At 39.3% G+C, this 14,341-nt stretch carries 10 protein-coding genes and 1 pseudogene; 8 read left to right on the forward strand and 3 right to left on the reverse strand.

What is annotated here, in order from left to right; genetic code table 11:
* Window positions 1-389 precede the first annotated feature (389 nt).
* Together PL9631_RS25080 and PL9631_RS25085 are read left to right on the forward strand one after the other, a co-directional pair.
* Window positions 390-1,271: pseudogene (locus tag PL9631_RS25080) on the forward strand (RNA-guided endonuclease InsQ/TnpB family protein); the annotation flags it as partial.
* A gap of 60 nt (window positions 1,272-1,331) precedes the next feature.
* Window positions 1,332-2,414, forward strand: a complete 1,083-nt coding sequence (locus PL9631_RS25085; protein WP_083616166.1) for an IS630 family transposase — start codon at window positions 1,332-1,334, stop codon at window positions 2,412-2,414.
* Between the two features lie 432 nt (window positions 2,415-2,846).
* On the opposite strand, the gene PL9631_RS25090 is transcribed toward PL9631_RS25085, so the two are convergent.
* Complete coding sequence (locus PL9631_RS25090) at window positions 2,847-4,220, reverse strand: GH1 family beta-glucosidase (protein WP_083624676.1); 1,374 nt, start codon at window positions 4,218-4,220, stop codon at window positions 2,847-2,849.
* Window positions 4,221-4,645: 425 nt separating this feature from the next.
* On the opposite strand from PL9631_RS25090, the gene PL9631_RS25095 reads away from it, so the two are divergent.
* The 6 genes from PL9631_RS25095 (at window position 4,646) to PL9631_RS25120 (ending at window position 12,552) form a co-directional block, all read left to right on the forward strand.
* Window positions 4,646-5,317, forward strand: a complete 672-nt coding sequence (locus PL9631_RS25095) for a hypothetical protein (protein WP_156090702.1) — start codon at window positions 4,646-4,648, stop codon at window positions 5,315-5,317.
* Window positions 5,318-5,935: 618 nt separating this feature from the next.
* Window positions 5,936-8,950 carry an ABC transporter transmembrane domain-containing protein gene (locus PL9631_RS25100; RefSeq protein ID WP_083624786.1) on the forward strand — a complete coding sequence of 1,005 codons (3,015 nt, stop codon included), beginning with the start codon at window positions 5,936-5,938 and terminating at the stop codon, window positions 8,948-8,950.
* Window positions 8,951-9,390: 440 nt separating this feature from the next.
* Window positions 9,391-11,067, forward strand: a complete 1,677-nt coding sequence (locus PL9631_RS25105; RefSeq protein ID WP_083624679.1) for an HlyD family efflux transporter periplasmic adaptor subunit — start codon at window positions 9,391-9,393, stop codon at window positions 11,065-11,067.
* Between the two features lie 30 nt (window positions 11,068-11,097).
* Window positions 11,098-11,487: a HetP family heterocyst commitment protein gene (locus tag PL9631_RS25110; RefSeq protein WP_083624681.1), complete on the forward strand. Its 390-nt coding sequence runs from the start codon at window positions 11,098-11,100 to the stop codon at window positions 11,485-11,487.
* Between the two features lie 448 nt (window positions 11,488-11,935).
* Complete coding sequence (locus tag PL9631_RS25115) at window positions 11,936-12,163, forward strand: hypothetical protein (protein ID WP_083624683.1); 228 nt, start codon at window positions 11,936-11,938, stop codon at window positions 12,161-12,163.
* Window positions 12,164-12,276: 113 nt separating this feature from the next.
* Window positions 12,277-12,552, forward strand: a complete 276-nt coding sequence (locus PL9631_RS25120) for a hypothetical protein (RefSeq protein ID WP_083624685.1) — start codon at window positions 12,277-12,279, stop codon at window positions 12,550-12,552.
* A 158-nt stretch (window positions 12,553-12,710) separates the two neighbouring features.
* On the opposite strand, the gene PL9631_RS25125 is transcribed toward PL9631_RS25120, so the two are convergent.
* Window positions 12,711-13,976, reverse strand: a complete 1,266-nt coding sequence (locus PL9631_RS25125; protein ID WP_083621987.1) for an IS701 family transposase — start codon at window positions 13,974-13,976, stop codon at window positions 12,711-12,713.
* 77 nt (window positions 13,977-14,053) lie between these two features.
* On the reverse strand, window positions 14,054-14,257 hold the full coding sequence (locus tag PL9631_RS25130) for a hypothetical protein (RefSeq protein ID WP_083624687.1): 204 nt from the start codon (window positions 14,255-14,257) through the stop codon (window positions 14,054-14,056).
* Window positions 14,258-14,341 lie beyond the last annotated feature (84 nt).

Genomic DNA, 14,341 nt, shown 5'->3' on the forward strand with positions numbered 1-14,341 from the left:
ATCATCATCACAAAGTAACCCCTGATCCTAATCAGTCTCTACCCAATTTTATTTTTGGGTTTGAATGGAGATGATGCCACTCTGGTTTTGGCAAAGATTGTGGTTTTATCATACTTGAGGAATAGAAGTTGGAGTCTCTTGGCTCAACGTTATTTAACAAAATTTGATTCCTTAAAAAAATATTAAAAATTTCCGAATTTGATTAATTGTTTAACTGACGAGGGGGTTTGGGGGAGCGATAAGTCCCACACTGAATTTCACAAAACAAAAAAATAACCACCAAATCAGTGTGGGTTACATGGACTCCCCCAAGTTAATTTTGCGTTTGTCAATCCCGACAAAATTAACAATAATATGTTAAAGTACATCCAAGAGTTTTGAAAGCGACAATGTTTCAGGCATACAAATTCCGAATCTATCCAAATACTGAACAGCAAATCGCCTTAGCCAAAAGCTTTGGTTGTTGCCGTTGGTATTGGAATTATGCCCTGAACTTGTGCCAAGAAACCTATAAAACAACAGGGAAAGGATTATCCAGAAAAGTGATTCAAGGATTGTTACCTCAACTAAAAAAGGAATATCCTTGGCTGACAGATACCTATTCTCAATGCCTACAAGTTGTCGCACTCAACTTATCTACGTCTTACAAAAACTTCTTTGAGAAACGGGCGAGATTACCTCGGTTCAAATCCAAACATGGTAGACAATCAATCAGTTATCCCCAAAACGTTAAGTTTAAAGGGGATTATCTAAAACTACCTGGTAAAGTAGGGTTAGTTTATTGTTTGCGCCATCGGGAATTTCAAGGCGTAATTAAAACCGTTACTGTCTCAAAAAATCCTGATGGGAAATATTATGCTTCTATCTTAGTTGATGACGGCAAGGAAACACCCAACCTATCAACCAATGGAAAAGCAATTGGGATTGATTTAGGGTTAACTCATTTTGCGATTACTAGCGATGGGGACAAGTATAGCAACCCCAAACATTTTGCTAAACATCAACGCAACTTAAAACGAAAACAACAGAAATTATCCCACAAACAAAAGGGAAGTAATAGTAGACAAAAAGCACGATTAAAAGTTGCCAAAGTCCACGCTAAAATCTCTCGTTGCCGGGAAGATTTTCTCCACAAACTATCCCGCAAGATAGTGAACGAAAACCAAGTGATTGCTGTAGAAAATCTAGCAGTTAAGAATATGGTAAGAAACCATAAATTAGCCAGAGCGATTAGTGATTGTGGTTGGGGAATGTTCTGTACAATGCTCAAATAAGTAGGTGGTCATAAATAGAGTTAAAATAAGAAATGAAGAAATATCAGAGGAATAGTCATGCCACTGAGGTTAAGAATTCAACTAACAGAAGAAGAAAAACAAGAGCTACTAACTCTGTATCAGCAAGAGAAAGTTCCGAAAAGAACAAGGCAGAGAATAGATATATTAATGTTTAGTGATGGAGGATGGATGGTCTCAAAAATAGCCCAGACTTTAAGGTGTTCAGAAGCCATGGTAAGAAAAACAATAACTCGATGGATAAATCAAGAAAAAGAAGGATTATTTGATGCTCCTCGTTCGGGAAGAAAACGGAGGTGGAAAGAAGAAGATATAGAATATTTAGAAACTTGTATAGAGTCAGATGAAAGAACTTATAATAGCCGTCAACTGTCGGAAAAACTTCTGCGAGAGAGAGCGATCGCACTAAGCGCAGAAAGAATTAGAAAAATCTTAAAAAAAAAAGACTGGCGCTGGAAAAGAACAAAAGCCAGTTTAAAGAAAAAACAGAATCCCGAAAAAACAGCGAGCAAGAAAAGAGATTTGGAGACGTTAAAGCGTTATGAAGAAGAGGGTTTGGTCAGATTAAAATATTTAGATGAGGCAGGTTTTTGTTTATGGAGTCCTGTGAGTTACACCTATGTAAAAAAGGGGAAGCAGAAACAAATAAACCAGACGAAAAAGCGAGGAAAAAGATTGAATGTAATTGGAGTATTAGAAAAAGGAAAAAGTTTTGAGTACGGTTTAAGTTTGTCAGGAATTACAAGTGAGAATTACATAAAATTTATAGATTGGCAAGCGGAAAAAGCTGAAAAGCATTTTCAAAATACTCGACAAATTACCGTACTGATTCAAGATAACTACAGTGTCCATAAAAGTCAAAAAATACAAGAAAAAGAAAGGGAGTGGCAAGACAAAAAATTAGAATTTTTCTTCCTGTCTGCTTATAGCCCTGAATTGAATGAAATCGAACCAGAATGGCATCAATTAAAAACTCATGAACTGGCGGGAAGAATGTTTGAAGATGAATATGATTTGAGCCAAGCTGTGATTCAAGCCATTGAAGATAGAAACGAAAGAAATGATTGTACCTGCGATCGCTTGCGATTTAATTCCCTGAGTAACTCTCAAGAATTATCCTAAACAATCTTTTTCTATTATTGACTTTATTTATGACCACCTACTTATCAAAAATGAAGCCTTGCGGATACTTCGACTACGCTCAGTACAAGTTTTGTCGTTAGGAACTAGCGACACTGCCATGTTGAGGGGGTGTAAGTCGTCTGATGAAACTTCTGTTTCTTCAGATGCTATCCCCATTGAAACTGGAAGCCCACACTTACTCGTAGAGAAGTGTGGGTAGTTCACATCTAGCTTTTATGAGAAATTCTATTGTTCAGAGCGTTAAAACAGCAGAATTCATCTATCACCCACCCAAAATTGCATTAACGGCAACAGGACTTACGCACAAGACCAAAGAAACCGGGTTTCTGGCCCTGATTTTGCGGATGAAATCTGGATTTCTGGTTCAGAAACCCGGTTTCTGCGTAAGTCCTAATAGGCTTAAAAATGAGGTTAAACGACCCGATTTTGCCGAATACATTCAGCATACCATTGAAAACTAGCTTTAGGAATCCGTTTTTGTGTGGGATAATCGACATAAATTAACCCAAAACGGCGTTGATAACCCCAAGCCCATTCAAAGTTATCCATTAAGCTCCAAACAAAATATCCTTTTAAGGGATAACCTTCAGCAATCGCCCGATGGGCTGAGTTAAAATGCTGACGTAAATACATAATCCGATCGGTATCAATTACCTCGACCTTTTGGTTTAATTCATCTTCAGCCGCACAGCCACTTTCTGTAATTAAAATCGGTAAATCGGCTCGATTTAAGGTTTCACTAATATGACGAATTCCCCAATAAATACATTCCGGCACGATATTTAACCAAGGCATATTCATCCGAGGATATCCTTTGGGAAGTCCTAGAAATTCAAACCCCATTTGATTATCTGAAGCCCGGACATAGGTGGCAGAATAAATATTTAATCCTAATTGGTCTAAAGGTTGATGAATAATCTCTAAATCTCCGGGTAATATATCCGGGGCTTCATTGCCTAATAATTCTAATAAAGCCGGACTATAGGAACCAGTTAAGGCGGGAACTGTAATACCTCCATTTTGACCACACAAATGAAAGGCTTTTTTGGCGGCCAAAATATGTTCTGGAGTTTCCGCAATTGGAACCGTTACCGCACAATTATCGACTAGAGAAATAGTACAAGGAACGGGAGAATTAGCTCGAATTGCTTGTACTCCTAATCCATGGGCTAATAGGGCATGATGGGAGGTTTGCCAAACTTCTTTGGGACGGGAAACAATGGTTCCAGGTGCATGGGGTGGCACAGTATTCACCTGATAGCCTAAATGGGTAAAACAGGGAATTTCATTAATTGTCATCCAATGGGTAATTTGATCGCCCAATTGACTGACTACAACCGCCACATAATCGGCAAAATCCTGAGCCATTTCTCGACTGCGCCACGACCCATATAAATCCTCTAAAGCCTGGGGACTATCCCAATGAAATAGGGTGGCATGGGGGGTAATTCCATGGTTTAATAAACTATCAACTAAGCGTTTATAAAAATCAATTCCGGCTTGATTGACCGCCCCTCTGCCATTAGGAATAATTCGCGGCCAAGCGATACTAAATCGATAATGTTTAATCCCTAATTCAAGCATCAGTTGAATATCGGTTTCATAAAGATGATAATGGTCACAAGCATTTTCCCCTGTGTCTCCATTTAAAACCCTTCCCGGTGTGGCACTGAAGGTATCCCAGACACTCGGTAGACGGCCCCCCTCCCCAACCGCCCCTTCAATCTGATAGGATGCGGTGGCTGCTCCCCAGATAAAATCCGGTGGAAATTGATTATTTACCATTGATATCAAGCTCCCTCAATAATAATTTAACTGATGTTGAAATTGTTTGGTGAAATTGCTCGAAAACTAGAAACCGTTTAATTAAAATAGGACTTACGCATGGGGCCCGAGAAACCGGGTTTTTTAGAAAATATGTGGGTCACAACGCAGTATTTTTGTAAAAAAACCCGGTTTCTTTGGTTGGGTGCGTAAGTCCTGTAAAATATAGTTTATCAGAGGACAAAACAAATGATTGTGATGATTGTGATTCAGGGAATAGAAAAATTATTTTTCGGTTTCAGTTGTAGAATTTGATCGGATTTAAGGAAATTCTGCGGAAGTGTTAGAATCAAAGAACTGCCCTATTACACCGGACGGGGGTTGCTCCCAAGTCAAATAAAGGATAAATTCCTTACATCTGAAAAAATCCTAATTCAATGAGGACTATGATGCTAAACCGATTTAAAGCGATTTATAGGATAGTGATTTTGAGTTTAGGGTTGGTTTTCCTCCTGGGAATCACACCGACTTGGGCGGCTCAGTCCCTCCCTGAACCCAATGCTCAAGGTAACTATGTGAGTCTATCTTCCCATCTGTATTGGCAAGTTGTTGATCCCGATCCCAAAGGATTGAATTGTCGGATGGGAAATGCCAGTATTGAAGAAATTTGGAATCCCGATAACCCTGGATTTCCTACTATTGGTAACTGGCCAGTAGCTACCACATTGAAACCCGAGGAGATTTTTCGAGCACAAGTCAGTTATAGTGGCTTTGTTTTCACCAGAGACGAGCAATTTTTACCTTGGATTTTTGTTAAGAAAAAACTTGATGGTACACCTGCAAATTGTTTTGTCCGGGCGAATAGTGCGTTAATTAAACCTGTTGAAGAACCCAAGAATAATAATATTTCAACTCCACCTGTTGAAGCGCCAAAGGATAACAATATTTCCACCGAAACCGTTGAAACGCCACCCGTTGAAACCCCTCCTGATACTAACGTTGTGGAAATTCCACCCGTTGAAATTCCTCCCGATACTAAGGTTGTGGAAACTTCACCCGTTGAAACTCCTCCTGATACTAGCATCATTGACGAACCCGAACCATTTATTGACTTGTAAGCCTCTGGGGTTTTTAGGATCTACCGAGAAACCTTTATAAACAAAACTGTAGGGGTTAGGCTGGAAGACCGAACCCCTGCGATCGCATATTTTAGTTTTAACGAACATTTATTTAAAAAACTTCATAAAGTTCAGCAATTGTTATGGCAGTTGCGTCAGTCTTCTTTATATTAACTTTTGTCAAAAAAGTCCCTCAACCTAGCTTCTGATCAATCTTACAAGCCCCAAATTTTCAACTATCAATATAAAGATTCAGTTAAAGATTCTATAAAGATGATCAGGATTTCCCGAAGTTAAAGGACATCCCTGATTAAAGTATAGGATAATCTAAATAAATCCAACGAAAATCGGCAACTTGCTTAACTATCAGAATCCTCTACTCATCTGAAAAGTAATCCCGTTGTCAGACCACAGTTTTTGCTCAATTTGAGTTGACTCTTGTGTGCCGGAGTTTCCTTGATCTCTGCCTAAGAAGGTTTGAGACCCTGGCTATAGATCTTTAATACACGATTTCAGGGGTTGCTTGATGATGGCTCACCCATAATATTTACTTTCCCTCGAATCATGATCAACCCTAATTTGACCTTAACGAATCGGGCGTTTAATTCTCAGCAGGAAATGTCTCAATCCTTATTAATTTCCAGCTTAGAAGATTTCCTAACACAAATCCCCGTCAAGACCATTAACCCAGCAACTTGGTGTCAACATTGGCATCTGCAAGCCTTTTCCATGGGAGATCCGATTGAGAATTTATCAATTTCCGACGAAAAAACCGTTCACACCGCACCTAGCCTGGAATCGGTTTATTTAGTCGTTGAGGGTCGAGTCCGACTCCTGACTTGGGACAAACAGTTAAATCGACAGGTTTCGGTTGCTGTCGTTGAACCCGGTGAAACCTTTGGCGGAGATCAGGATTTATCCTATGAAGCGATCGCGGCTAGTGAGGTCATCCTCGCTTCAATTCCCCTGGCTAAAATTCAAACCCAGATCAAACAAATTCCTCAGCTACAAACCTATCTACAAACCACCATCGAAAACCGACAACGGTTATTATTCTTCAAAACCCAAACGGACTGGCGACGGTTCACCTGTCACCGACTACAAGAACTTTTATCCCACTGCACCCAACACCACATCAAGGCTGGAACTCCCCTGATCTCGGCACTTCCAACCAAAGACAGCCGATTTTGGCTGTACCAAGGACAAATTGCAGGCGCCGATCACGTTCCCCAGGTGGGCGAAAGTTGGGGAGAACCCGATCCCATCCCCCCAGAATGGATCGCCGCCACGGAGTTAGTCGTGTATCAACTTCCCGCAGAAACCTTACAGACAACATCCGTACAAGGTGGGAAATCTCTGATACGCAAACAGGAAAAAACCTTTTATCTTCAACCCGCTACGGTGAAACCCTATCCAGTGATCGCTCCGCCAACGCCCCAAACCCTCAGCTTCCCCAAACCCAAACGTCAACGAGTCTGGCGAGGATTTTGGCAAGGGTATCCTTTTATAGAACAGCAAAGCTCCTCCGACTGTGGGATCGCTTGTTTGGCGATGATTAGTCAGTATTGGGGAAAATATTTAAGCATTAATAACCTCCGTAATATTTCGGATGTAGGGCGATCAGGAGTCTCCTTAAAAAATCTCACTCTCACCTCAGAACGTTTAGGTTATCAAGCGCGACCAGTCCGGGCAAGTTTGAATCGTTTAGAAACCGAAAAAAACCCTTGGATTGCCCATTGGCAAGGGGATCATTATATTGTGGTCTATAAAGTCCGACGCCATCAAGTGGTGATTGCTGATCCGGGTGAGGGCAGAAAAACCCTCTCTCGTCAGGCGTTTTTAACCGGATGGACAGGCTATGCTTTACTTTTGGAACCCACCGATCAATTCCATGAACTCCAAGAGCAGAAACGCTCTCTTGGTCGGTTTGCTGGGGTAATTTGGCCCCATCGGTTTTTGGGATTACAAATTGTTTTGTTATCCCTATTAATTCAGATATTTGGGATTGTTACTCCCTTATTAACCCAGATTATTTTAGATCGGGTTGTGGTGAATAAAAGTCTCACCAGTTTGAATGTATTTGCCTTGGGGTTGTTATTATTTGGCGTGTGGAGTTTGGGGTTATCTTCAATTCGAGAATATCTATTGAGTTACTTATCAAATCGTTTGGATTTAACCCTGATTGGTGGGTTTATTAACCACGCCCTAAAACTTCCTTTAAAGTTCTTTGAGTCCCGCCGCGTCGGGGATATCATTACCCGAGTTCAAGAAAATCAGAAAATTCAACGTTTTCTAGTTAGTCAAATTTTGTTGTCGGTTTTGAATGTTTTAACAGGGTTTGTGTATTTGGGTTTGATGCTTTATTACAACTGGAAACTAACAGTATTAATTTTAGGAATTGTGCCTTTAATTATCATTCTAACCTTAGCAGCAACGCCAATGTTACGGCATATTTCCCGTCAAGTATTTAATGCAGCCGCGGATCAAAATTCAACCTTAGTGGAAATTTTGAATGGAATTAATACGGTGAAAGCGGTATCGGCGGAACCGGAATTACGCTGGCGTTGGGAAGAAAAATTAACCCAACAGATCAATGTTCAGTTTAAAGCCCAGAAATTAGGAATTAATTTAGGATTTGTGAGTGGGTTAATTAATTCTATTGGGAGTACGGCTTTACTTTGGTTTGGTGCAACTTTAGTCATTCAAGATCAATTAACTATTGGTCAGTTTGTTGCCTTTAATATGATGCAGGGTTATGTAATTAGTCCGATTCTTGCCTTAGTAGGATTATGGGATGAATTGCAAGAAGTATTAATTTCAGTGGAACGGTTAAATGATGTCTTTGAGCAAGAACCGGAAGAAACCCCGCAAAAACCGTTAATTGTATTACCCAGAATCCAAGGAGAAATTCATTTTGATAATGTGACTTTTCGTTATCAAGAAGATGCGGAAACAAATATTCTGCAAAATCTTTCTTTTAAATTTCCTCCGGGTCAAACTATTGCGATTGTTGGGCGCAGTGGTTCAGGAAAAAGCACCCTAGTTAAATTAATTCAAGGTTTGTACCATCCTACAACCGGAAATATTTATGTAGATGGACATGATATTCGTCATGTTTCTCCCCCTTCTTTGCGTATACAAATGGGCGTTGTTCCCCAGGATTGTTATTTATTTTCAGGAACACTTTTAGAAAATATTACTCTGTATCGGGATGAATATACTTTAGATCAAGTTATTGAGGCGGCAAAATTAGCAGAAGTTCATGGATTTATTCAGGGTTTACCCTTAGGATATTATACCAAAGTTGGAGAACGGGGATCAAGTTTATCGGGAGGACAACGGCAACGAGTAGCGATCGCCAGAGCCTTATTAGGAAGTCCTCGAATTCTAATTTTAGATGAGGCAACCAGTTCTTTAGATACCGAAAGTGAAAGCCGTTTTCAACGCAATTTAGAACAAATGCAACGCGATCGCACTACGATTATTATTGCCCATCGTCTCTCAACCGTGAGAAGTGCCGATTGTATTTTAGTTATAGACAAAGGCATTTTAGTTGAACAAGGCAACCATGAACACCTCATGGCAATTCAAGGACTCTATTATCATTTAGCCCAGCAACAACTGGCTTTATAGCCTTAATTGCATTACAATTCCTTGACTTTCTGTAAGCTCCTCGATCCCCCCTAACCCCTTGAATAAGCGCAAACCGCGCTTGAAAGTCCTTTAGGGGGATCTGATTTTTGATCAAAAATAAAACAGTCCCAAACCCTACGTTCATCTTCTCCGATCTCCTCTCTTAACAAAACTTTTCAAACAAATCTGCCAATTTGGCAGTTTTGAATCAGAAGTTATCCTAGTATAAACACAGAGGATTTTGATAGAAACAAGAACACTGGCTTAGACGTAGGATCACTTAAACCCTAGGGACTGGTTATAGGGTGCTTGTATGCGTTTGTTAGTCTCAACCCCTTTTAAGCGGTCGTTACTTTTTGTTAACAGTGGATTTGACTTAATTTCATTTAAAAAAAACAATTAAAACACCAACCTTTGTTGGCCAGTTTTTACATAACCCTATGAAACCGTATAAACTGTTCTCCCCTCTGAGTAAAAACACTGATAATTCAGACTCCCAATTGTCTGTAACGGTGCAGGAGGAATACTTAGAGGATCTGCAATTTAGTCTGGAACACATAGAACAAACCGATCAGATTTATGGCGGTATTGCCGGTTCTGTTCCCTTTCCTCCCCTGGCTCCCCCCCAAACAGTCCCCAAAAAATCTCCCCCTCTCCCCAATATTCCCTCGGCGAAACCAGACTGGTCAAATGCCTTACAATCTTTGCTGGATCAACCTCCTGCGTCTTTTCCTCTGCAATTAATGTTGGGAGGATTTATTTTTTGTATCGCCTTTGGTGCTTGGGGATATTTTGGAACCGTTGATGAAGTCGGTCAAGCTAGAGGGAAACTAGCTCCCCAAGGAGAAGTTTACAAAATCCATCCCGTTGAGTTGGGAAAAGTTTCTCGAATTCCGATTAAAGAAGGGCAAACTGTTAAAAAAGGTCAGGTTTTAGCCGAACTAGATCGACAAATTGCCACCCAAGAATTAGCGGGATTACAACAACAACTCACCGCCTTTAAAGCCGAACTGATTCAAAAACAAGGGTTAATTGAACGGATTGATTTAGAAGCCCAAACCCAAGCCGCGATCGCCACGGCTCAACTTCAATCTCAACAGGCTAGTATTGAACGAGTTAAAAGCCAAATTACCTCGAATCAGCGATTACTAAGTCAACTCAATTTTGAAGCGTCAGCAACTCAAAAACGAGTGGAATCTTTACAACCATTGAAGGCAGAAACTCAAACCCTAATTGCCAAATTGCAGGAGGGAGAATTAGCAGCTAAAGAAAGACTAGAAAGGCTCCAACCTCTGTTAGAAAGTGGTGCTATTTCTAAAGATATATTATTTCAAGCCGAACAAAATTTGCGGGATCAACAAAGAGGCATTGTTCAAGCGCAATTATCAGAAAAAAATAGTACCCAAGAACTTATTTTTCAAGCGGAACAAGGTTTTCGGGATCGCCAACGATTAATCACCCAATCTCAAGGAGAATTAAAACAATATCAAGTTGAAATTGAACGATTAAATGCGGAATTAGCACAGAAACAAGCGGAAGCCAAAACAATTCAAGTAGGAACCCAGCAAAAAATTCAACAAACTGAGTTAGAAGTAACTCAATTCAAAGCTAAAATTACAGAAACACAAAATTTAATTACAAGGGCTGAGGCTAAACTTCAAGACAGATATCTCCATTCTCCTATTGATGGAGTTATTTCTGCCTTGAATGTGTTTAATGTGGGAGAAGTGATTCAACCCGGACAAACCATTGCTGAAATTACGCCCAAAAATGCACCCCTAATTTTAACAGCTAGTCTCCCGAATGAGAAAGCTGGATTTGTGAAAACCGGAATGTCGGTTAAAGTCAAATTTGATGCTTATCCCTATCAAAATTATGGGGTATTTGAAGGAACAGTTCGCTCAATTTCACCCGATACAAAAGTTGATCAAGGAGTTGGGCCAGTTTACAAATTAGAAATTTTGTTAAAAAAAGACTACGTTTTGCAACGGGATCAGAAAATTCAGTTAAAATCTGGACAAACGGCTAGTGCGGATATTATTATTCGTCGTCGTCGGATTATGGATATTCTACTTAATCCTATTCTGCAATTGCAGAAAAATGGCATCGATTTGTAGAACACTATTTACCAATTAGGAGTACAAGAAATGTCTGCTCAATATTCCTACAATAACTCGAAAGTCGCTAAGGCGATGAGTGAAGAACAGTTTGAACAAATCCTAGATGCGATTTTATCGGGGAAATATTCTTGGGCTTGTGTTTTAATTTTGCGTTTTGCTGGATATAACCCACTCCATTATATTCCCTATCGCACCTATAACCGACTAACTAAGGATCATAATTCTAATTCTCAGTCTCAAAGTCATACAACATCTGTTAAATCAAGTCTTTACGCTGAAGTTACACCTTCTGGTGCTGGCAAAGTTCGGGACTTAACTTATTTAGAACCTATTCCTGAATTGAGTCGGGGGGTTTCGGGAGGATTTCGGCATTTAGAAGTTGTCGAAAACTTTCCCAGTCCTTGGAAACTGAACTAAACGACCGATCCAACTTTAACCTTTTGTTCGCCTAAGTTTAAAATCATTTTTTTGAGTCTGTTTTTCACTTTTTTTAAAAAATCCGCTTTTCCCCCTCTTTTCATCTTTTATAACAACCTGTATTCAAGCAGGTTTTTTTTTGGAAAATATAAAAAAACTGCCAAAATGACAACAATTATCCTGAAACGTAATTACAATACCACTTATACAACTTTAAATACTAAAGATTGAATAAAACGAACTCCTCTGAAAGTCATTTCTGATTTTCAGAGCCTTATTTATGATCATTTTTTCAAAATTAATTCTTTTTCATCTATTGATTTAAACTCCAGAAAAAAATTCAACAAATATGCCAAAATGGCAACATAACCCACAAAGGAAAGATTATATTAGAAACATCAACAAACAAAGTTGATACCCAAATAAACGATTATTTAGGAAGAAAACCATGTTTATTCAAGATTTAAACCATTTAGAAGTCGTTACCGAAGCATCCAATATCGAAGGTGCTCGTCGTCGTGGCAGTGGATCGGCTTTTGCTGATGCTTATAGCAGTGCCTATGCCAGTGGTAGTAATTTTGCTGCAACTTATACCTCTACTTATACAGATGCATACGTGAGTCGTTGGGGTACTTCGGCTAGCTCTAATTCTTCTGCTTCTTCGACTGCTTTCTAATCAAATTACAAATTTAGTTTGGATGTATAGCTAGTTGCAATACCATCGCTGAAAGCTAGTTCAATTTAATCGTTGACGGCTTTCAGTGCTTTGCTATTCTTGTGGAGAAAATTATGACTCAGATGACCATTAGTGATTTAAGTTTTTGTGAAAATACAGGTACTAATGCACAGGCAATAAAAGGAAGTGTTTCTTCGCCTCGTGTTTCTACATCTGTCAGTAAAAATGTAAGTTCCCGTCACAATGCCTTCTTCAATATTGAGCAGTTAAATAGTGGCTACTTGATATCTGCTGGTTATGCTGTCGCTGTTGCTGCTGGAGTTGCTGCTGCGATTTCTGTTGGTGGAACTACATATACATCGGTCAATGTTTTTAGCCAAGTGGGTTAACTTCTGGTGAAGTGGTTTTATCCCTCAAGATTCACTTTTTGATTAAGTAAAAATATTCAACACAGAAAAGTTCCTATTTTGTCGGAAATAGGGACTTTTTTATTTTAAAATTGTTAATCACAAATTAATTGGGATAGCTAGTGGGACTTAAACAAAAATTAAGACCAAACAAAGCCTAAACTAGCTTTATAGGCTGCAAATACATCCCTATTATCCTGGAGCCACTCCACAAATCGAAAAGAAATCGCTGTGCGAAAGGCTTCAAGGGCATCAACAAATGTGTTTAAGGGTTTGTTCGCCCATCGACGTCTTAACCCTCCAGTTAAACTATGCCAGAGAATAAAAGTATAGGCACAAAATACCAAAATCCAATGTCTGATTAGACTTCTTTTATCTCGGACTTGATATTCTTTTAGCCCTAACCAGCCCTTTGCTTCCCTGTAAAAAACTTCTATCCAATTTCTTTGTGAATAGGTCGTTACTATCCACTCTCCTGTAGCTTTTGAAGCTTCAACATTAGTCATTAAATAATCAATATCACTGGCTTGGTCGAAAGTAGCAGCATTCATGACGATGGCTATTACTTTCTTCCCTGCATACTTTGATAATTCAATTTCTTTTGTTGCTACCCACACAGTTTTGGGTTTTTCCAGTTGGAGTTGAATTTCACTAAAAGCTCCTTGGGGCAACGATTTAGCTAAATTATCTAATCGAGTTTCCTCGGTTTCATCTTCCCCTTTTTTGAGGATTACCTTTCGATTCTTGGCGACTCCCCCTATATATTTTAATCCTTTTTTCTCTAACTCTTGTAAAAAACTTGTGTTATTTCCATACCCGGCATCTGTTAGCACAATTCCCGGTCGATATCCTCTGTCTAAGCTCCTCTCTATTAATTCTAATGCTATTTCTGGTTTCTTTTTAAATTCGGGGTCGGCTTTTCCTAAGGGTAATGACTCGGCTTTTTGATATAATTCTATATCTAATGGTAAGCTTTTTTTGCCATCGTATAGATGGCTCGTTACTGCTACAATTCCATTGTCGGTTTTTCCGATTTCTCCGATGTATTGTCGTCCGACTCCATCGGTAAAATTTCCGCTTTTTCGATGTCCTGAATCATCAATAATTAGAGCAAATCCCCGACTAATCTGGGTTTGCTTACACTGATTCATCACCTCCAGCCGACGCTGATTTAGTTTCATTGCTGACCAAGGAGCTTCGGTTAAAAAGTGGTGTAATCGGTGGTAAGTTACTCCTACGGCGTTATTCGCCATTTGCGACAGGTTTTTTCGCTCACTTTCTCCCAATAATCCCCCTAAATAGTTCCTAAATTCCCGTTTTTGCGCTTGATGGCTGAAAATATCGTCAAATCGACCACACCATCTATCGAAGCAAGGGGGCATTGCTGCCGGGGTTGTCTCTTTCATTCGTTATTCTTGAATATTCTTGAATGTTATGTGCTTGCTATATAATCATTATCACCTATTTAGCTCCTTATTTTTGTTTAAGTCCCACTAGAGGTTGAAGAAGAACTAGAACTCGATTTAGCCTCACTTCTGTAACCATGAACAGATGAAATATTGACAAAAATACTTTGACTAATTTTATTTTCTTGATCATCTGATGTTGAAACTACGCTTTTAGCCTCTGCAATAACTTTACCATCGGGTGAGACTATCCGTTTAAATACGACTTTATAGTTAGACATGATTTTAATACCAACTTATTAGAATGAAGCATAAAATAATTCATTAAGCTAATGTTGCCATTTTGGCAACATTTATCAAAATAA

Source organism: Planktothrix paucivesiculata PCC 9631 (assembly GCF_900009265.2).
GTDB lineage: Bacteria > Cyanobacteriota > Cyanobacteriia > Cyanobacteriales > Microcoleaceae > Planktothrix > Planktothrix paucivesiculata.

Coding starts and splice junctions, on each gene's coding strand:
- PL9631_RS25085 (WP_083616166.1), top strand. CDS start 1,332: ATGCCACTGAGGTTAAGAATTCAACTAACAGAAGAAGAAAAACAAGAG.
- PL9631_RS25090 (WP_083624676.1), bottom strand. CDS start 4,220: ATGGTAAATAATCAATTTCCACCGGATTTTATCTGGGGAGCAGCCACC.
- PL9631_RS25095 (WP_156090702.1), top strand. CDS start 4,646: ATGATGCTAAACCGATTTAAAGCGATTTATAGGATAGTGATTTTGAGT.
- PL9631_RS25100 (WP_083624786.1), top strand. CDS start 5,936: ATGTCTCAATCCTTATTAATTTCCAGCTTAGAAGATTTCCTAACACAA.
- PL9631_RS25105 (WP_083624679.1), top strand. CDS start 9,391: ATGAAACCGTATAAACTGTTCTCCCCTCTGAGTAAAAACACTGATAAT.
- PL9631_RS25110 (WP_083624681.1), top strand. CDS start 11,098: ATGTCTGCTCAATATTCCTACAATAACTCGAAAGTCGCTAAGGCGATG.
- PL9631_RS25115 (WP_083624683.1), top strand. CDS start 11,936: ATGTTTATTCAAGATTTAAACCATTTAGAAGTCGTTACCGAAGCATCC.
- PL9631_RS25120 (WP_083624685.1), top strand. CDS start 12,277: ATGACTCAGATGACCATTAGTGATTTAAGTTTTTGTGAAAATACAGGT.
- PL9631_RS25125 (WP_083621987.1), bottom strand. CDS start 13,976: ATGAAAGAGACAACCCCGGCAGCAATGCCCCCTTGCTTCGATAGATGG.
- PL9631_RS25130 (WP_083624687.1), bottom strand. CDS start 14,257: ATGTCTAACTATAAAGTCGTATTTAAACGGATAGTCTCACCCGATGGT.